A 19,780-nucleotide genomic window follows, 5' to 3' on the forward strand; every position below is an offset into this window, starting at 1 on the left:
GCTTTATAATCTGTAGGTTATCAGAAATTGCAGCGAAGGCAGGAAGCGGTAACTTTTCAGGTTGTTTTCAATAATGGGTATTTGCTCATCAATGGTAGTCGTTTCCAGAAAACCGGTATACTGCAAATCGACATTGGGCGATCCGAGGTAATAAGTGCCCAACTCGACTGCAAAACCCAGCCGACGAATGGGCGTGGAGCGGCCATAGCCGAATCCGGCGTAGCCCAGCACATGATTCCAGCGGAGGGCCGCATTGACAGTTCCGACATTTTCTTCCGAAATTTGCATGCCGCCAAACTTGACGTCGCCTTCGGCAACCACGCTGGCTTTGACGTCGGGGCGCCAGGTATAACCGGCTCCGGCCGTCAGAAAGAGTTGGTTGCGCTGGAAGGGATGCCATTTTACGGAAGCCAGCGCAATGCCCATGACAACATCGGGCGTAATGTGCAACTTCCCGTCTCCGGCGTTTACCTTGAAAGCCCGGTTGTAGGCGAAGTAACTGACGCCGACGCGGCCGGTCAGGCGGGCGTCGGTGCTGATAACCCGCGCAAGCTGGATACCCGCGCCCGTTGTACCGAGTTGCAGGCCGATGGCATACGGCGATGGTTTCCGGCGACTGGAATCAGCAGACTGCGCTGCCGAGCGTTCCGCTACGGACCCGATCAGAACCAGTGCGAGTAAAGAAGTAAACAAATGAGTCATAAACGTTGAGTTGGTGATGCCAGGTTTTACCACTAAAATTAATTAATTATCAGACATTAATTATGCCAGAACGGAAGAAATATTTGTAATCAACGGAGTAAAAAGCGGTCGAATTCAGTTATCGGCTGTATTGAACGGCCATTGAAAACCGGTCCGAACCGGTAGGTTCAAGGGTTGGTAAGCGAATGGAACCCGGAAATGACTAACCAGCAAAGTCGTATGCAGCAATTCCTTCAAAAACTAAAAACGCAGCCGTTAATGGCCGGAACCAGCACCGGACAGGCTTTTTGGCATTCCCAACCGACCGATGGAACTGACCCGCTGCTTGATTCTTATTCACCCGTCGATGGTCAATTGATGGCCCGGGTGTATCCCACGCAGCGCGGTGACTACGCTAAAGTGGTCGAAACGGCCCAGGCGGCTTTCCTGGAATGGCGGAAGGTCCCGGCACCAAAGCGGGGTGAGATTATCCGACAGATGGGCGAGCAGTTTCGCCAGTTTAAAAAAGAACTCGGGACGCTCGTCAGCTATGAAATGGGCAAGTCGCTACAGGAGGGGATGGGCGAGGTGCAGGAAATCATCGACATTTGCGATTTTGCCGTGGGGCAGTCGCGCCAGTTGTACGGCCTGACGATGCACAGCGAACGACCCGACCACCGGATGTACGAACAATGGCATCCGCTGGGCGTCGTCGGAATCATTTCGGCCTTCAACTTCCCGGTGGCGGTCTGGTCGTGGAACGCGATGCTGGCCTGGGTGTGTGGCAATGTGTGCATCTGGAAACCGTCGGAAAAAACGCCCCTGACGTCCCTGGCCTGTCAGCAAATTATCAAAGAAGTGCTGGAGCGGAACGACGTACCCGAAGGCGTTTCGTGCCTGATCACGGGCGGACGCGAAGCGGGCTCCTGGCTGACCGAAGACCCGCGGATTGCGCTGATATCGGCCACGGGGTCCACGCGCATGGGCAAGGCTGTCGCGCAAACCGTGGCGGGTCGGCTGGGCCGGTATTTGCTCGAACTGGGTGGTAACAATGCCATTATCGTTTCGCAGCACGCCGATCTGAACGTTTCCATTCCGGCGATTGTGTTTGGGGCGGTCGGTACGGCGGGGCAGCGTTGCACCTCGACCCGGCGGCTAATCATTCACGAATCCATCTACGAAGACGTGAAAAACCGCCTGGTAAAAGCGTATGGCCAGCTCCGGATCGGGAATCCACTGGACGAGAAAAACCATGTCGGGCCACTGATCGACCAAGACGCAGTGGCGGCTTACCGGACCGCTTTGTTCCAGATCAAAGAACAGGGCGGTCGGTTGCTGATCGACGGGGAGACTCTGGAAGGGCCCGGTTTTGAGTCGGGCTGTTACGTTCGTCCCGCCATCGCCGAGATGCCCTCGCAGACGGCCATCGTGCAGCACGAAACGTTTGCGCCGATTCTCTATTTGCTAAAGTACCAGACACTGGACGAAGCCATTGCCTTGCAGAACGGAGTACCGCAGGGGTTGTCGTCGTCGATTTTTACCCTCAACCTGCGCGAAGCCGAGCGGTTTTTATCGGCCGTCGGATCGGACTGTGGTATTGCCAACGTCAACATCGGAACCTCGGGCGCCGAAATCGGAGGGGCGTTCGGGGGCGAGAAAGAAACCGGCGGAGGCCGCGAATCCGGCTCCGACGCCTGGAAAGCCTATATGCGCCGTCAGACCAACACCATCAACTACGGCACCTCCCTGCCCCTCGCGCAAGGCATCAAATTTGAGTTATGAATTATGAGTGGAGAGTTAAGAGTTGGCTCCGCCACTTTACAGGAAACGGCGGAGCCAACTCTTAATTCTTCACTCTTAACTCTTAACTCTTAACTCAACGAAACGCGTATGGTGCCGCCCGTAATTTCGTTGGGGGCCAGGACGATGAGGCCTTCGCCGTTGTTGAAGGCATTGACGTTGCTGGTGAGCGGTTCAATGGCAATGTTGTCGCGGCCGATGGGCGTGTAAATCACCAGGTAGTTAAACTTTTTCGACCCGGTTTCCTGCCAGACGTTCAGTTGCAACCCTTGTTTGGCCGACCGCAAAATGGTCGTAACACCGCCGTCGGTATTTTCTTCGACCAGAAAGGCCGCATCCAGTTCGCGCTCCCGGAGCGCAATTTCCCCTTTTTCCGTCAAAATAGTTTCGCCTACTGGCAACAGGTTGTCATCCAGCACTATTTGCCTGGCTGATGGGACTTCGATGGTTAATTGATCGATCGGCTCTTCGTTAATTGTGAAGTACGGATGCCAGCCAAAGCTTACCGGAGCCGGTTTCGGACCGGTGTTTAGCACCTCGTATTTTACCGTAAAACCGGTTGTCGACAAGGTATAACGAACCCTAAATTCGAACGGGAACGGATAACCGGGATAGGAACCATCGTGTACGTAGCCCAGCGCCAGCGATACTCCGGTATCCGTAACTGTCTGCCCCAATAGCTCAAACGGTCTTCCCGCCAGAAAACCGTGGATGGCGTTGTCCTGATTGGCTTCATTCATCGGCAGCGTATACATCTCGCCCTGAAAACCGTAAATACCGTGCCGGATGCGGCTCGGAAAAGGAAACAGCAACGCACTGGCGTGGGTCTCATCGGCCAGTAAGGCCTGTTCGGATTTGGGTGCCCGGATTAGCGAAAGCAGCCGGTTTTCGGGGTTGGGAGCAGGGTTTCGCAGAACCAGTTGTCGGACAACGGCACCGTAGGCAGGCAGAATGCTTGCGTATTCACCGGTATCAGAATTGTGCAGAAAGTATTCAGTGAGCGATCCGAAAGATTGATGCTGAATTTCAAAAGGCATTGTCTGAGTTGAGTTAGAGGTCTTTGGAGATACTATTGAATAATTTAAAGTGACATATGGTGAAAAAGTTCATTTTCATGATCAAATGGCACCTTGTAATGTGACTTTTGCCCTAATTCTTCGTATAGTATATAGTTGCCGTTCGATCACACCTAAATCATTCGTTCGCCGTGTTTGCATCCAACGAAGTACTTTCCCTCGACGAGATATACAAAGCCCAGAAGGAGATTGCCGACATTAAACTGGACCTGGAGCGGCAGGCTTTGTTCGGTGAAGGACGTTTAGCGCTGAAAGAAGTTGAAGAACGCGAAAGAATTCACAATCATCGGTATTACCAACTGGCCATGTCGGCGCCCATGATCCGAATTTATGATTTTATTGGTCGGCCTGACTGGCAACCGGCCGCCGACCTGTCGGAACAGCAACTTACCCAGGCCGTTGATCGCTTTCTGATTCTGCTGGCTAACCACGGGATCGAAATCACCATTTCTGAGCCGCATGAAAATGCAGGTGACCCAAAGCTGTACCACTTTATCACCGAAGTTGTGTTTCCGAAAGAGATCCGGGAAATCCGGCTACCCGGCATGAACTATAGTATCGACTACAATTATTACGAACCGGATCATACCCATGCCTGTATCTTCATCACGGATACATTGCTGACTGGCTTGTTCGAGCCCGGTTTTGGCCGACTCAACGGTTGTTTGGCAGAGCATTTTTTTGTAAATAACGATACCTCTGAGGAACTATATAACCACATTGCAGAAAAATTTAACGCCTACCACAATTACCTGGATGGCTGTCGGCTGACTGACTGGAGCATTGAAACCATCGAACTGGATGAAAGCCATCGGAAGTGCGTGATTCATTTGATTTTGCGGTACGGGATAGACAAGCTTACAAAACCGCTGTTTACGCATCGGGGCAGTGTGGTATGCTACGGAAAGGCCAACAACTGGTGGTACATTCACCGGGTAGACTGGCCCGGTTTGTACCTGGATTAAGCATACACTTAAAGTTCACCCTCGACACCCAGCCCGAATAAGGCAAAATCATATTTGACCGGATCGGCTGAATCAAAAGCTCTGAGCGTTTCGGTTAGTTCCAGGGCGGCTTTCCAGTCGGTTTGCGGGCGGGTGAGCAGGCCAAGCTTGCGGGCCACGCGCCCGACGTGCACATCAATCGGCATGACAAGGTGGGCAGGATCGATTCGTTTCCAGAGGCCAAAATCAACGCCCCGGTCGTCGCGCCGGACCATCCAGCGCAAAAACATATTCAGCCGTTTGCAAGACGAATTCCGTTCCGGAGTCGCAATGTGTTTGCGGGTTCGTTGCGGGAAAAACGGATCATTGCAAAACCGGTTGTGGAAGGTGGCCAGGACCGTACTCGTACCCACGGACCGCCGGGCGGCCCCGTTTAGCCCGTGTTTTGGGAGTGTATTCAATCTGGATGGTAGAATTATCTCACACGGGCTAAAGCCCGTGGGTACGGGGACGAATGCGTCTTCCAGGGTATCGTGCTGCTGGTAGAACGTATGGAAGAAGTGGAGGAAATACAGCGTATCGGTAGCGTTGAAGGTGCGGTGCTTAAACGCCAAAAACCGTTTCAGATCGGTCTCCTGATGGTTTTTGATAAAATCAAACGGCGCGCCGTCCATCAGTTCGATCAGCTCATTGGCTTTTTTAAGAATAACCGGACGCTGGCCCCAAGCCAGGGTGGCCGCCCAGAATCCCATGATTTCAATATCCTGCTGCCGGGCAAACCGGTGTGGGATGCTGATGGGGTCTTTTTCAATAAACGAACGCTGATTATACTGCTCGACTTTCTGGTCGAGTAAGTCCCGGATTGAATCGTACATGAACGAAGATAAACCGAAAACCGCCGGGTGAGCAGGGCGCATCGGTTGGTTTGAAGTTACCGGCTTCTGCCTCCGCTCAGCACCCAAACGACGGCTTGCGAGATTTTTGAGAAGACGGAAACGACGACGGAGAAAAGGGCGGTAAACGTCGCAATAATCGGGTACGAAAGCGTAAACACCACACTCCACACTTTATAACCGGTGGTTGCCTTCATTTTCTCGTCCCGTTCTCTATGCCGACGCGCAATGCGCTCAGCTTTGGCCTCTTCCGGAGTAAGCATATAAAAAAATAAGTGCTGAAGTGTTAGATGGTTAAATGGTTAAAAATCGGGTTACGGTTCTTAACCATTTAACTATCCAACCGTCAATAAGTTAAGGATGTAAATAACTGACCTCTGCACGAAAACGCCGATCGGCGGGAGAAAGTTTCTCGAAGGCCCGCGCCGAAATTTTAACGATGACTTTTTCATTGACACTTGTGTCTGGCAGGCGGCCGATAATTTTGACCCAAATCGACTGTTGATTCATGTCGTTCCGAACCAGCACCAGCGTTCCGATGGGGGCGGTGCGGTGAAGTCCCAGGTACTTGTTCGAGTTACCGGATTGTTCGATGACCTCGGCCAGACCAATTTCCGAAACCCGCTTCGCGTTGCCGCCCGGATTGGGGAACGGGCCGGTATCGCCGGGCCGGATGATGCGGGGTTCGGAAGGGGCGGAGTTGGTCGATTCGGGGGCCGACCGCTCCGGCTCGTTGGGGTGCGAAGCTTCCTCGGCGGGTGTCGGCATCGTGCGCGGGGGCGCCGGTCGTTCGGTTTTGGGCGAGTCGTTTCGGGAGGTTCGGGATACGTCGGTTGAGGAGTCAGAGCGGTGGGCGGTTTCGGTTTTAGGCGAAGGTTCGCGGACGCGCCAGGCTTTTTCCGAAACGATCAAGGGTTGACCGCTCACAATATTGTCAGACGTAAGGTTGTTCCATTTGCGGACATCGCCCATCGAAACACCGTATCGGCTGGCCAGGCTGTACAGCGTCTGCCCGGGTTCGACCTGGTGAATCCCGCTGTTGGCTTCTTTGGCGGTTTCCTGTCGGACTTCTCGCTCGACACGCTTTTCGGCCTGTTCTTCTTTTTTCAGCGCTTTGCTTACAGCTTTCTCTTCTTTTCTGGAGAGGTTGCTGGCCGGAATCCGTACAACCTGATCGTAGCGCACATTGTCGGGCAAGCCCGGATTGGCTTCTTTGATGGCCTGGATGGTTGTATTGTATTTCCGCACGAGCGAATACAGCGTTTGTCCCTGTTCAATCCGGTGCAGAACGTAAAACTTCCCTTCTTTCTTCTCCATCCCGAGCGAATCCGGCAGGAGGGGGTGGGCCTGGGTAATGATGCTGGTCAGCCAGCTAGCGAACAAGAGGGAAAACAGTCGCTTCATGGCAGTGGTGTCAGGTAATAACTGGTAATACACGTTGCAATGGGTTGAAAAATGATCTGGTTTTGCCAGACGCAGAAAGAGCCGTTTCCGAATGACGGCTGCGTGTTCGGTTCGGGAGTCGACTGCGCATCATCCGGGTTCGGACCCGTGTTCTGATGCAGCCAGATGGTTGGTTGTCGGTCGGTAATCAACAGCGCTGAGCGAAGCTGATCGGTTGCTTCCCGATAATAATACAAAAAAAACAGTTTGTCACCAAGTTCCAGATAATCGATCGTTGCGAGGGCCTGGTGGTGCATATTTTTTTTTATAAAACGGTCGAAGACCGGCCACCAGGTGCTTGCGGTTGTGTAGGAAACGGGATAATGCAGCCGCGCATTGTGAACAACCGGCGGTTTTTCAGCGGTTTCGAGTGGTTCGCCATCCGCCAGCCGAAACGCCCGGACTGGCGACAGGGTTGTGTCGGCCAGCGACGACCGCTGCGCCCAGACACGCTCGGCATCGGCTCCGATAAAATGATGTTGCGGCCATTCCCAACGCGGGCGCCCCGTTTGTAAATCGAGGTTCCCAAGCGCCGTCGGGACCGGTAAGCGCGGGTTATCGAACCGGTGGTACAACGCCTGACCTGCCCAGATGCCGACAAGAGCCGAATGAAACGGGAGCGCTGGAACGGTTTTCGAACGAATTCGACCCGTGGGCAACTCAGCCGTCACCAGCGTCAGGGTTTGGGTGTCGCGGCTCCGGAGCTCGGCCGCGAAAAGGGCCGGAGCCGCATCGACTTGTTCGAAAACCAATCGCCAAACCGGCTGTAGAAATTGCAGTTGAAAGGCAAGGGGCAATCGATGTATACTCACAGGGCTCATTCCGGCAGATCGTTCAGGCAAGAATTGGCACTCCGATGCTGGGGCGGAAACCGACTTCGGAGTATCTTGCGCAAAATTACCGAAATTTGCGGATGAATATTCTGGGAATTATTCCGGCGCGCTACGCTTCTACCCGGTTTCCGGCCAAAGCCCTGGCGATGATCGACGGCAAAACCATGATTCAGCGTGTGGTGGAACAAGCCGTGCAGGCTCGGTCGCTGAGCCAGGTGGTGGTGGCGACCGACCACGACGCCATCGCGGAGCATGTTCGTTCGTTCGGTGGAACGGCCATCATGACCGCCGAACACCACCAGAGCGGCACCGATCGTTGTTTCGAAGCCATGCAATCCGTGCGGGGGCCGGTCGATTATGTGATCAACATCCAGGGCGACGAACCCTTTATCAAGCCCCAGCAGATCGACTTGCTGGCGTCGGTGCTTGTGGGAAATACCGAGCTGGCGACGCTGGTTAAAAAAATTGACGACCCGGCAGTATTGATTAACCCGAGCACGCCCAAAGTAGTGCTGAACAGCCGGAGTGAAGCCCTGTATTTCAGCCGCCAGACGTTGCCGTACCTGCGCGAACGCAAATCGGAGGAGTGGTTGCAATACCATACGTTTTACAAACACATCGGCATTTACGCCTACCGGGCCGACATTCTGGCCCAGATCACGCGTTTGACGCCTTCTCCACTGGAGAAAGCCGAAGCTCTCGAACAACTGCGCTGGCTCGAAAACGGTTTCCGTATCCGCTGCGTTGTGACGGAACTGGACAGCCACGGCATCGACACACCGGAGGATTTGGAGCGGGTGCTTCGGCGGTAAAGACCCAATTATTTTCGATTTTATAAGGTTACAGCCTTATAATTGCCTGATATAAGACTATAACCTTATAGTTGCCTGAAAGCCAAACCGCCCGGCGTTTTGTTAATTACTGTTAAAATCGAACCGCTGAAACAGTTTCGGGCGTTAGCAGGTTGAATAAGTGTAGTGTAATCAATCAAACCACCAGCATCCAGCAACATGCAAAACTATTCCATCCTCTGGGCCGACGACGAAATCGATTTGCTGAAACCCCATATTCTTTTTCTGAACAATAAGGGCTATTCCATTACGCCCGTCAACAGCGGAGCCGATGCGCTTGAGAAAGTGGATCAGGAAAATTTCGATCTGGTGTTTCTCGACGAGATGATGCCGGGGATGACGGGGCTGGAAACACTTCAGCAGATCAAACAAATCCGGCCGAATTTGCCCGTGGTGATGATCACCAAAAGCGAGGAAGAGCACATTATGGAGGGCGCCATCGGTGCTAAAATTGCCGATTACCTGATCAAACCACTGAACCCGAACCAGATTCTGCTGTCGGTCAAGAAAATTCTCGACAACAAACGACTCGTCACCGAGCGCACCAACCAGAGCTACCAGCAGGATTTCCGGAATTTGTCGATGATGTACAACGACCGGGTCGATTTTAACGATTGGGTCGATATTTACCGTAAGCTGATTTTCTGGGAACTGGAACTGGACGGAACCCAGGACCGGGGCATGGGGGAGGTGTTCAATATGCAGAAAAGCGAGGCCAATTCCACGTTCTGCAAGTTTGTGATGGACAACTACGAAGACTGGCTGAACGAACCCAAAATGGATAAACCGGTTATGTCGCACCAGTTGATGCGCAAAAAGGTTTTTCCGTTGCTGGAACAGAACAACCCGCTTTTCTTCGTCCTGATCGACAACCTGCGCTATGATCAGTGGAAGGTGATCGAACCGATCATGGCCGAATACTTTACCGTGGAGGAAGAGTCATCGTATTACTCGATTCTGCCGACCACCACGGCTTTTGCCCGGAATGCCATTTTCTCGGGGATGTTACCGAGCGAAATGGAGAAAAAACACCCGGATTTGTGGGTTAATGACGACAACGAAGAAGCCGGTCTGAACAACAACGAAGACCAGTTTCTGAAACGGCAGATTGAAAGCAGCCGACTGAACATCCGGTTTTCGTACAACAAAATCCTGAACATCAACCAGGGGAAACAACTGGTCGATAACTTCAGTAACCTGATGCAGAACGATCTGAATGTGATCGTGTACAACTTCGTGGATATGCTGTCGCACGCCCGGACCGACATGGCGATGATCAAGGAACTGGCCCCCGACGAAGCAGCTTACCGGTCCATCACCCGCTCCTGGTTCAGCCACTCACCCCTGCTCGAATTGGTGCGGAAAATCGCGGAGAAAGGCGGTCGGTTGATTGTAACCACCGATCACGGCATGATTCGGGTACAAAAACCGGCCAAGATTGTAGGCTACCGCGATACGAACACCAACCTGCGCTACAAGCAGGGCAAGAACCTGGGTTTTGACGACAACCACCTGTTTGTTTGCCGCAAACCGGAGAATTTCTTCCTGCCCCGGATTCACGTTTCGACGGCCTACGTCTTTACGCTTGAAGATTACTTTTTCGCGTATCCGAACAACTACAATTATTACGTCAACTATTACCGGGATACCTTCCAGCACGGCGGGGTATCGCTGGAAGAAATGATCATCCCGTTCGCGTACCTGAAAGCGAAATGAGTGAAGAGTTATGAGTTAAGAATTAAGAGTTGGCGGACGCATTTAACTAACTCTTAATTCTTAACTCATAACTCTTCACTCTACAAGCCTTGTTCGATCACTTTCCCGTCCTCGACGCGCAGGATGCGGGCGGGGTATTTGCGGAGAAAATCGTAGTTGTGCGTCGCCATCAGAATGGCCGTGCCGGAGTTGTTGATGGTTTGAAACACCTGCATAATCTGCTCGCTGACGGCCGGGTCGAGATTACCGGTCGGTTCGTCGGCAATCAGAATCATGGGTTCGTTCAGCATGGCGCGGGCCACCACCACCCGCTGTTGCTCACCCCCCGACAACTGGTGCGGCATTTTCTTGTGCAACGTGCCTAAACCGACCTGCATCAACACGTCCGAAATCCGGTTGCGCATCTTCGTCTGGTCTTTCCAGCCGGTGGCTTTCAGGACAAAGCGCAGATTTTCCTCGACGTTACGGTCCATAAACAACTGGAAATCCTGAAAGACGATCCCAATTTTCCGGCGCAGGAAGGGTACATCCTTCGGTTTCAGTTTTTCCAGGGCAAAACCGGCCACCATGCCTGTTCCGGCCTGAAGCCAGAGGTCGGCGTAGAGGGTTTTCAACAGCGAGCTTTTACCACTGCCCGTTCGTCCGATCAAAAACACAAAATCGCCCTTGTTGACGTCAAACGTTACATCCGCCAGGACAATTCGTCCACCCTGGTAAATATCAGCCTGATTGAGAGACAGAACCGGTTCGGTTGAAAACATCTTTTTCAGTGAAGAGTGATGAGTTAAGAATTAAGAGTTAGGCCGACGCATTTGTCTTAACTCTTCACTCTTAACTCTTAATTCTTAACTCATTTTGCGCTGGCTTTCTGGTGGTCGGCCAGGAATTTAGCCAGACCGCTATCCGTCAGCGGGTGATTGAAGAGGGCCGTGATGGCGCTCAGCGGGCCCGTCATGACATCGGCACCCACTTCCGCACACTGAATAATGTGCATCGGGTGACGAATGGATGCCGCCAGAATCTGCGTTCCGTAGCTATAATTCCGATAAATTAGGGCAATCTGCTCGATCAGCGCTACGCCATCGAACGAAATATCGTCCAGCCGACCGACGAACGGGGAGACATACGTAGCTCCAGCTTTCGCGGCCAGCAGCGCCTGCCCGGCCGAAAAGACCAGCGTACAGTTCGTCTTGATGCCTTTTTCCGAAAAATAATTGATGGCCTTGATGCCGTCTTTAATCATCGGAACTTTCACGACAATCTTGTCATCGATTTCGGCCAGTTCTTCGCCTTCCGCGACCATCTCTTTAAACGTCGTGGCAATCACCTCCGCGCTCACATCGCCATCGACACTATCGCAGATCGCTTTGTAGTGCTGCATAACCCGGTTTTTGCCGGTAACGCCTTCCTTCGCCATCAGGGAAGGGTTGGTGGTGACGCCATCTAAAATACCCAAATCCTGCGCTTCGCGAATGTCGTTCAGGTTGGCGGTATCAATGAAAAACTTCATGTGTACGAAACGGGTGTTACGAGATGGAAAGGCTTTTTAAACCAGCGTTGAATCAAAAGTAAAAATTATCCGCTGAATTCAAGTTGCGATTTTTCGGATTGAGCATCGAGAGAAAACCGCCGAAAACAAAAAAAGGCAAACCGACATCTCACCGCTACAACCGCCTACCCTTGCTTCTGTCAAGACCTGGGGGATTCAGCAGGAGCTGGTAGTGCCTGTTTGCCGGGTGCAAAAGTAATGATTCGTGCAGGAAAATAAAAGCCGGTCGCTACTTTTGTGAGAATTTAGGTGAACACATGGTAACGATAAACATAGAATACAACGTAAACCGACGCATTCGAAAGCTCCTGAGCCAGATCAAAAGCGGTTTTTGGCTGGTGTGTGGACTCGGAATGGTGCTGTTGCAAGCCTGTACGTCCTCGGCGGATAAACTGGCGGAGGGCCGGAGCCTGATGCAACAGGGTAAATTTCGGGAAGCGATTTCGCCGTTGAATGATGCCATCAACGCGGATGCCAGCAACTACGAAGCCTTCAACAGCCGGGGCGTGGCTTATTTTGAATTAAAAGATTACGAAAATGCCCTGCTCGACTATGAACAGGCGATCAAGTTAAACCCGGAGTTTTACAAACCGTATTACAACCGCGCCAAACTGAAAACCGCCCGGGGCGAAACCGATGCCGCCCTGAAAGACTACGCCGAAGCCATCCGTCGGGCACCGGATACTTCAGATATCTTCCTGGATCGCGGTCAATTATTTGCTACGATGGGCAATCTGACCTCGGCTTTGTCGGACTTCAACCAGGCCATTCAGCTCGATCCGAAAAGCTCGCTGGCGTATTTCAACCGGGGCAACATACGGTTTCAGCAGGACGAGTTTCAGCAGGCCCTCGAAGATTTTACCAAAACCGTTCAATTGGATGCTAAATTTGGCAAAGCCTTCAACGCCCTCGGTGTGACGCAGGTGATGCTCAACCAACGCGAAAGCGGTTGCCTGAGCCTGAAACAAGCCAAACAACTGGGCTATATCGAAGCCGATGCGTACATTACGGAATACTGTCAATGAATTAAGAGTTAAGAGTTGCGCTGCGGTAGCTAACTCTTAACTCTTAACTCATAACTCTTAACTCCCATGCGTAAAACCATTTCCATCATTTTTGGGATTCTTTTCCTGCTTTTTGCAGCTTTTCAGTACAATGATCCGGACCCGATCGTGTGGGTGCCCATTTACGGCTTTGCCGCCATTATGAGCTTTCTGGCGTTGGGAAGCCTTACGCCCGTTTGGCTGTACCTTGTGGCCGGAGTTGTCTACTTGGGCGCAGCCGTTTACTGGTGGCCGCCGGTTTTTGAAGGCTTTCTGCTCGACGAAATGGGCATGAAAACCCTGAACATTGAACTAGCCCGAGAATCCGGCGGGTTGGCGATCTGCGCAGTAGCAATGTTTATTTTGGCGGCTCTGACGCGGAAAAAAGCGGTTTAATCAGGCGTAACTTCCTAATTGCCAGCGTACGGTTTTGCAGTTGTAAGGCGGCATTCGATCGCCTTTGGGTAGTTTTACCGTTTCGTACAAAAGCGGCCGGTGCCGTCATACCCGGCCAGGGCGGCTTGTAAAACCAACTTGCCCGCAGTTGTACTGCTGTCAACACTTGGCTCCTGTATGAATCTGATGCAACATTTGATTTTGGCATCCATCTTTTCAATGAGATCGCCTATGACTCATTCAAATGTCCTGATTTACCAATATGATGTGTTTTCAACGGTACCTTTTACTCTATTTCTTCCTACTTTTTGGTCTAACTACCTTCTCAAGCGCTCAGGATAAGTTGCTTTCGACAGCCGCCATACGGGAAGATTTTCAATTCATTCGAGAACAACTATTCAACGTACATGCCAATCCGTTTACCCAGCTAACGAAGGAGAGCTATAAGGCCTACTTTGATTCGCTGGAGGCCGGGTTGAACCAGCCGTTGTCAGTTGCCGACTTCCAACGAAAGGCGAGTCTGGCCTTGATACCGCTCGGCGATGAGCACGCAGCGATCTCGATGCGCAGTGCGAACGCGCCGAAAAAGACTCCGAACTTGGCTGATAGCGTCGCCACCAACATATCGTATCAGCGGCTAGGTACTATCGGATATATTTTCGCCCGTTCCTTTGCGACAAGAGGAAGCCAGGATTTACGGGTCTATGAGCGGTGTATCGACAGCATTTTTGCCGTAATTCGTCGTGATCAGATTACGCGGCTTGCCATTGATGTGAGTAGCAATGACGGCGGGGCGTCTGCTGTCGGCACGATGATCATCAAGCACATCTCCCAAAAACCTTACAAAAGTTATTCGATGAGTTGGAAACGCAGCGAAGCGTATCTGGCCAAACTCACTTCCTGGGGATTCCGGGATGAGACGTATCAAAAAGCCGCACCGGGGGAACTACTGCACTTTCCCTCCGGAACCGTTATCCCGGGCCAGGTGTCGAGTCCATTTGACGGAGAAGTGGTTGTGATCATCGGCCCCGGGACCTTTTCCAGTGCGATCCTGTTCGCAACCCTGGTGCAGGATAATAAGATAGCGCTATTAGCCGGAGAATCACCCGTGAACGGGCACCCCACCCATTTTGGCGAAATGTACTCGACTATACTTCCAAATTCCCAACTGGAATTACGTTTTGGGGTGAAAGAATGGGTTCGGCCCGCCGGACGTGACAAAATCAATAAACTAGTGCCGGATATTCCCTGTAAGCTCCCAACCAACAAAGACCTTACGATGCTGATTAAACAGCTTCAATGGTAGCGCACGGGAAAATGAGATCAGCGAATTATTTTTGCTTCTCTCGTCTCCTGTCCCTTACCTGCCCGCCAACGTCAACCGTTGTTGGTCTTTGAGCAACACTTCTTTCAATTTCTGGTACGGGAGTCGCTGCGGAGAAACCTTGTGGTTGATCGCCAAAACCGCTGCCGTGGCCGCCGATTGGCCCAGAATCATAAAAACCGGCTCCATCCGGATCGACCCGTAGGCAATGTGCGAACTCGACACGCAGACGGGCACGAGCAGGTTGCTGCATTCGTTCTCTTTGGGCAAGATGGACCCGTAGGCAATCGAATACGGTTTGTCCGGATGCACCCCAATGTCGCCCTCGTTCTGCACAAAACCGTCCGGTTTGACGTACCGCTGCGAATTGTGAGCATCCAGCGCGTAGGAACCCATTCCCACCGGGTCCGGCACCTCGGTTTTTCCCAACGCATCGGCTTCTTTCATGACAAAAACGCCCTTCATGCGCCGGGCTTCCCGGATGTAAAGCTGGTGGGGCCAGTTGCCGTTGTCGGTAAACTCGTCTTTGGCCAGGCCCCACTGCTTCATTTTTTCCTGCACATCGGCCGGGATGCGCGGATCGTTCGCCATAAAATACAGCAGGCCCTTCTGGTACCGTTCGTGCTCCTGAATGATCTGTTTCCGGCGCTCGTAGGTGGCTTCGGGGTAGTCGTAATTTTTGCCGATATAATCCGAACTGAACGGGCCGTGGTTGTTGGTGTCGGTTTTGCGGTTCGGGATGGGGTCAAATTTCTGGAAGGTTTCGCGCCAGCCGGTTTCAAACACCCGCGCCAGCAACTCGTACCGGGCCGGATCGTAGCCCTCCGGTTTCGGAAACGGCAACCGGTTTTCGGGATGATTGCTCATGCACAGCCGGAAGCAATACGCCTGAATCTTGTGGTCGCCGGAGCCTTTTTCGCCGTGCGGTTCTGCCGAAATTTCTGGAAGCAGCCCACTGGCCGGATCGCCGGGAATCTTGTACGGACTCACGTTGGCTTTGAAATGGTGACCGTGCTGGAACACGCCCGGCTGAACCCCGTTCCAGGTTTCGTTATACACTTGGTTGGCTTCCCGGCCGACGTGGTAACTCACGCCCGCTGCCGCCATCAGGTCGCCTTCGTAGGTGGCATCGATGAACATGGCTCCTTCGTACACCGTACCGCTCAGCGTCCGGAACGACTGAATTCTGCCTCCTTTTTTGCGAATTCCCTGCGGGGAGCGGTCGAGCCATTCGTCGCGGTGAACAGTCAGTTTGTATTCCCGGACGAAATCCTCAAAAACCTGTTCGGCGGCATGGGGCTCAAAAATCCACATCGTGCGGTTGGTGCCATCGATGGCGGGCGTACCCTGTCCTTTGTTGCCGTATTCTTCCCGTTTCTGCCATTTCCAGGCATCCGGTTTTTGGTAATGCTGGTACAGCCGCTGGTAAAACTCGCGGGACAGCCCGCCAATCACTTCCTTATTGCCCGTATCGGTAAAGCCCAGCCCACCGGAAGACAGTCCGCCCAGGTGTTTATCCGGCGAAACGACCAGGACGGTTTTGCCCATTTTTTTGACTTGTACAGCCGCGATCACAGCCGCTGAGGTGCCGCCGTAGACGATGACATCGGCCTTCCGAACGACCAGCGGTTTTTGTTCGGATATGGTAAAACTGGTAAGCGAGGCAGTCAGCCCAGCCAATAAGGTGATCGCAGATCTTCTTTTCATGTTGGGATTCGGAAGTTGATCATAAAAGCAGTGGATGCGCAAAAGCTACCGAGTGCGAAACCCACAAACCGCCTGAAAACCGGCTCTCCGCCAATAAAAAAGCGGGGCCAACTTACGCTGACCCCGCTCTTGGATGATTTGCTGAAAACCAACTTACATCGAATCGGCGTTGAAGTGAATGTCTTCCAGCGCAAACAAGGGTTTGCCTTTGGCATTCGGATTCACGTACACGAAGTACAGCTTATGCAGACCGCTCACCGGTGTTTTGATCGGAATGCTGACCGGCTCCATTTTCTCGCTTTTCACGTCGGCAGCGCCCAGCAGTGTTCCGGTCGGGGAGTCGAGCCGGACTTCCAGCTTGCCACCGGCCATGTAGGTCGAAACCGCCGAGCCCATCGCCGTCAGGCTGCGAATCCCGGCCAGGTCGATGTCGTTGAAGGCAAAATAACCGTTGTTTTCGTTGGCAAACACGATTTCACCGCCCGTCGGTAATTTAAACCGCGAGACACCTTTCCCTTCGTCGTAGGTAGTCGCTTTGGTTTTGGCGCTGCGCAGGGCCACCGTCGAGGTGCCCGTCAGCGGACCAATCACGTTACCACCCTTGTCGGTATAGCTGGCCGAGAAAAGGTACGAACCATCTTTGGCCTTCGGTTCGGTCGTGTAGGTGCCTTTCAGCGGTTTTTTGTCGGCCTGTTTTTTATCGGCCAGTGACATAACGTAGCTGACCATCTCTTTCGCTTCGTCTTCTTTCAGTTGCGGGTGGGCGCTCATCGCCTGTTCACCCCAGACACCACCACCGCCTTCGATCACCTTGCGGGCCAGCTTGTTGACGATTTCCGCCCGACGCTCCTTCGCGTACTTTTTCGCCACATCCTGGTAAGCCGGTCCAATCGATTTTTTATCAATGCTGTGGCAGGCTTTGCAATCGCTGAGTTCGATCAGGCGTTTACCGGTCGCAAAACCGACGTTGGCCTGGTGGCCCTGCGCAAGCAACGTTTTGTCGAAGCCTTCGAGGTAGTTGATGGTCATCGTCACGTCTTCGGGGTTGATTTTACCCGCCGTCAGCGTGCCGTCTTCTTTGTCCACCACTTTCACTTCGTATTCAACCGGTTTGTTGTCGAAGTAGAACGTTTTGTTGCCTTTCACGGCGACTTCCACTTTCGGCGTTTCATTACCGACCCGCACTTCGAGTTGCTTGGTCGATGCATTTCCGGCCGCGTCGGTTACTTTCAGCGTCGCGTTGTACACACCCGGTTTGGCGTAGGTAAACGTCGGGTTGGGCTGGGTGCTTTTCGGAAGCCCTTTGCCGAATGTCCATTCGTATTTGATGGCATCACCGTCGTAATCCAGCGAACCTTTCGACGTAAACCGAACGGCCAGCGGAGCCGCGCCCACGAGTTGGTTGGCGCTGGCGATGGCCAGCGGTTTGCGGTTTCCGGCGTTGTAGGTGATGTGTGACAGGCGGGCGTCGTCGTTCTGGGCAAACCAGTTGCTCCCGTATTCCAGCACGTACAGCGAACCGTCTTTGTGGAACTGCATGTCAATCGGGTGGCTGAATTTCGTGTTGGGCATGAAGGTTTCCATCTTCACAAAGTCGCCTTCTTTTGTCATCGTTACCGGGTGAATCCAGTCGCGAATCCAGTCGTAGGCGAAGAATTTGCCATCGTAATGACGCGGGAATTTCACCGAACTTTCTTCATAATCGTCGTAGTAGTAAACCGGGCCACCCATCGCATTCCGACCCCCTTTGCCGACAATCGGGCCAAATTCGGGCGAGTCGGCATACGGATAATAAATAAACGCTTTCTGGGCCGGGGGTAATTCGCTCAAGCCTTTAATAAGCTTTGAGGGATTGATCGGTTTAGCCGGGTCGTACGAGGGGCCGGAGGTGCTGTCGGCGAAGTTAAATTGGCGGTACGCCCGGTTGTCGGCCACGAACAGCGGCCAGCCGTAGTAACCGGCTTTGCGGGCCTGGTTTACTTCATCGTGTCCGCGCGGGCCAAACCGCTCGAGGTCGTTGGCGGCATCGGGGCCTACTTCACCCCAGTACAGATAACCGGTGCGCTGATCGACCGAGATGCGGTACGGGTTGCGGTTTCCCATGACGTAGATTTCGGGCCGGGTGTTGGGCGTACCTTTCGGAAACAGGTTGCCTTCCGGAATTTCGTACGTACCGTCGTCCAACGGCTTGATTCGCAGAATTTTCCCACGCAAATCCATCGTGTTGCTCGAGGTCGTCAGGGCGTTGAATCCTTCGCGACCCGGGCGGTCGTCGGAGGGGCTGAAGCCTTTCGATTCGAACGGGTTGGTATCGTCGCCGGTCGACAGGTACAGGTTGCCCGATTTGTCCCAGGCAATCGAACCGCCGGTGTGGCAGCATTTGTTGTCGCGTTTGACGGGCACCCGCAGCAACACCTGCTCGGTTTCGGATTTCAGTTCGTCTTTCTCCGCATCGAACTTGAACCGCGAGAGGTGTTGGGCCGTATCGGCTTTCCAGACGGCCGCGTCGGGCGAGTAATACAGGTACAGCCACTGGTTTTCCTTGAATTTCGGGTCAATGTTCATACCCATCAAACCGTATTCCTGCTTGGTGTAGACCGGCAGGTTGGCGACCACTTTCACGGCTTTCGTTTTCGGGTCGTAGACCTTCAGCGCGCCTTTCCGCTCGGTGAACAGTACTTTGCCGTTGTCCAGAACAACCAGTTCGGTCGGTTCGTCGAGTTTCTCGGCCAGCACTTCCTTCGTAAAGCGGTTTTCTTCGGGGAACGGCTGCGTTTTGGCTTTAGCGTAGTCCAATTTCGTCGCCATCACCGACTGAATGCCGCCGAGCAGGTGTTTGAGGTAAACCGGGTTGACAAACGTTTCGTCGGGGTGGCCGAAGTTGGTATAAAACACCTTACCGCCGTCGTAATCGTGGAACCACGACATGGGGTGGTTGTCGCCCATTTTACCCTCTTTGTAGGTTTTCTCGTCAATTTTCACGAGCACCGTCACGTCGGGGTTGAACTTCTTGAAGTCGTAAAATTCGTCCTTAATTTTCCAGCGGTCCGGAAAACCGAACATCGACGCGTGGTTTTTGTTCGTGACATACGCTTCGCCTTCCTGCACGTTGGGGTTGCCGGGGTGGCTGGCAAAATAACCGCCCACGAGCTTGCCGTACCAGGGCCAGTCATATTCGGTATCGGCAGCCGCGTGAATGCCGACGTAGCCGCCACCAGCCTGGATGTAGCGTTCAAAAGCCGCCTGCTGCTGGTCGTTCAGCACGTCGCCCGTCGTGCTAAGGAAGATAACGGCGCTGTAGCGTTTCAGGTTGTCTTCGGTAAACCGGGCCGCGTTTTCAGTCGTATCGACCGCGAAACCGTTCTCCTGCCCCAGTTTTAGGATGGCGGTTTTTCCGGCCGGAATCGACGCGTGCCGGAAACCGGCGGTTTTGGAGAAGACCAGTAATCGTTTCTGGGGCGTCTGCGCCACCGACCACAGGGCCGATGCCGTCAGGCAGCACACCAGCATCCAGGACCTGAACA

17 protein-coding genes are annotated in these 19,780 nt (G+C 53.2%); 7 read left to right on the plus strand and 10 right to left on the minus strand.

Annotation, left to right across the window (positions count from 1 at the left end; all coding sequences use genetic code 11):
• Nucleotides 1–3 precede the first annotated feature (3 nt).
• Nucleotides 4–702, minus strand: a complete 699-nt coding sequence (locus ACO2Q8_RS24580; protein ID WP_423347534.1) for a hypothetical protein — start codon at nt 700–702, stop codon at nt 4–6.
• A 219-nt stretch (nt 703–921) separates the two neighbouring features.
• Here ACO2Q8_RS24580 and ACO2Q8_RS24585 point away from each other — a divergent pair, with 219 nt between their 5' ends.
• On the plus strand, nt 922–2,463 hold the full coding sequence (locus tag ACO2Q8_RS24585; RefSeq protein ID WP_423347535.1) for an aldehyde dehydrogenase family protein: 1,542 nt from the start codon (nt 922–924) through the stop codon (nt 2,461–2,463).
• An 89-nt stretch (nt 2,464–2,552) separates the two neighbouring features.
• Here the strand turns inward: ACO2Q8_RS24585 and ACO2Q8_RS24590 are convergent, their stop codons facing one another.
• Complete coding sequence (locus tag ACO2Q8_RS24590; RefSeq protein WP_423347536.1) at nt 2,553–3,518, minus strand: aldose 1-epimerase; 966 nt, start codon at nt 3,516–3,518, stop codon at nt 2,553–2,555.
• Between the two features lie 170 nt (nt 3,519–3,688).
• On the opposite strand from ACO2Q8_RS24590, the gene ACO2Q8_RS24595 reads away from it, so the two are divergent.
• Nucleotides 3,689–4,522 (plus strand): hypothetical protein, encoded by an 834-nt coding sequence (locus tag ACO2Q8_RS24595; RefSeq protein WP_423347537.1) that lies wholly within the window; start codon nt 3,689–3,691, stop codon nt 4,520–4,522.
• Nucleotides 4,523–4,530: 8 nt separating this feature from the next.
• Here ACO2Q8_RS24595 and ACO2Q8_RS24600 read toward each other — a convergent pair whose 3' ends face one another.
• The 4 genes from ACO2Q8_RS24600 to ACO2Q8_RS24615 form a co-directional block, all read right to left on the minus strand.
• Complete coding sequence (locus ACO2Q8_RS24600) at nt 4,531–5,376, minus strand: TIGR02757 family protein (RefSeq protein ID WP_423347648.1); 846 nt, start codon at nt 5,374–5,376, stop codon at nt 4,531–4,533.
• Nucleotides 5,377–5,432: 56 nt separating this feature from the next.
• A complete protein-coding gene (locus ACO2Q8_RS24605) occupies nt 5,433–5,657 on the minus strand; it encodes a hypothetical protein (RefSeq protein WP_423347538.1) in 225 nt (74 codons plus the stop codon).
• A 91-nt stretch (nt 5,658–5,748) separates the two neighbouring features.
• Nucleotides 5,749–6,798 carry a LysM peptidoglycan-binding domain-containing protein gene (locus ACO2Q8_RS24610; protein WP_423347539.1) on the minus strand — a complete coding sequence of 350 codons (1,050 nt, stop codon included), beginning with the start codon at nt 6,796–6,798 and terminating at the stop codon, nt 5,749–5,751.
• Nucleotides 6,795–7,589, minus strand: a complete 795-nt coding sequence (locus ACO2Q8_RS24615) for a hypothetical protein (protein ID WP_423347540.1) — start codon at nt 7,587–7,589, stop codon at nt 6,795–6,797. Before ACO2Q8_RS24615 ends, ACO2Q8_RS24610 begins: the two co-directional genes overlap by 4 nt.
• Nucleotides 7,590–7,750: 161 nt before the next feature.
• Between ACO2Q8_RS24615 and kdsB the strand changes: the two genes are divergently transcribed.
• A complete protein-coding gene (gene kdsB / locus ACO2Q8_RS24620) occupies nt 7,751–8,482 on the plus strand; it encodes a 3-deoxy-manno-octulosonate cytidylyltransferase (RefSeq protein WP_423347541.1) in 732 nt (243 codons plus the stop codon).
• A 198-nt stretch (nt 8,483–8,680) separates the two neighbouring features.
• Entirely contained in the window at nt 8,681–10,237 is a 1,557-nt protein-coding gene (locus ACO2Q8_RS24625; RefSeq protein WP_423347542.1) for a PglZ domain-containing protein, read from the plus strand.
• An 80-nt stretch (nt 10,238–10,317) separates the two neighbouring features.
• Here the strand turns inward: ACO2Q8_RS24625 and ACO2Q8_RS24630 are convergent, their stop codons facing one another.
• Together ACO2Q8_RS24630 and fsa are read right to left on the minus strand one after the other, a co-directional pair.
• Entirely contained in the window at nt 10,318–10,998 is a 681-nt protein-coding gene (locus ACO2Q8_RS24630; RefSeq protein WP_423347543.1) for a cell division ATP-binding protein FtsE, read from the minus strand.
• A gap of 89 nt (nt 10,999–11,087) precedes the next feature.
• Nucleotides 11,088–11,747, minus strand: a complete 660-nt coding sequence (fsa, locus tag ACO2Q8_RS24635) for a fructose-6-phosphate aldolase (protein ID WP_423347544.1) — start codon at nt 11,745–11,747, stop codon at nt 11,088–11,090.
• A gap of 296 nt (nt 11,748–12,043) precedes the next feature.
• Between fsa and ACO2Q8_RS24640 the strand changes: the two genes are divergently transcribed.
• The 3 genes from ACO2Q8_RS24640 (at nt 12,044) to ACO2Q8_RS24650 (ending at nt 14,531) form a co-directional block, all read left to right on the plus strand.
• Complete coding sequence (locus tag ACO2Q8_RS24640; protein ID WP_423347545.1) at nt 12,044–12,811, plus strand: tetratricopeptide repeat protein; 768 nt, start codon at nt 12,044–12,046, stop codon at nt 12,809–12,811.
• Between the two features lie 66 nt (nt 12,812–12,877).
• A complete protein-coding gene (locus ACO2Q8_RS24645) occupies nt 12,878–13,225 on the plus strand; it encodes a transmembrane 220 family protein (protein WP_423347546.1) in 348 nt (115 codons plus the stop codon).
• Between the two features lie 262 nt (nt 13,226–13,487).
• On the plus strand, nt 13,488–14,531 hold the full coding sequence (locus ACO2Q8_RS24650) for a S41 family peptidase (protein ID WP_423347547.1): 1,044 nt from the start codon (nt 13,488–13,490) through the stop codon (nt 14,529–14,531).
• Between the two features lie 54 nt (nt 14,532–14,585).
• On the opposite strand, the gene ACO2Q8_RS24655 is transcribed toward ACO2Q8_RS24650, so the two are convergent.
• Both ACO2Q8_RS24655 and ACO2Q8_RS24660 read right to left on the minus strand, forming a co-directional pair.
• Nucleotides 14,586–16,256 (minus strand): FAD-dependent oxidoreductase, encoded by a 1,671-nt coding sequence (locus tag ACO2Q8_RS24655; RefSeq protein ID WP_423347548.1) that lies wholly within the window; start codon nt 16,254–16,256, stop codon nt 14,586–14,588.
• A 153-nt stretch (nt 16,257–16,409) separates the two neighbouring features.
• The gene (locus ACO2Q8_RS24660) at nt 16,410–19,766 is read right to left on the minus strand and encodes a ThuA domain-containing protein (protein WP_423347649.1); all 3,357 of its coding nucleotides are present in this window, start codon (nt 19,764–19,766) and stop codon (nt 16,410–16,412) included.
• Nucleotides 19,767–19,780: the final 14 nt, after the last annotated feature.

This window comes from Larkinella sp. VNQ87 (genome assembly GCF_049445795.1).
GTDB lineage: Bacteria > Bacteroidota > Bacteroidia > Cytophagales > Spirosomataceae > Larkinella.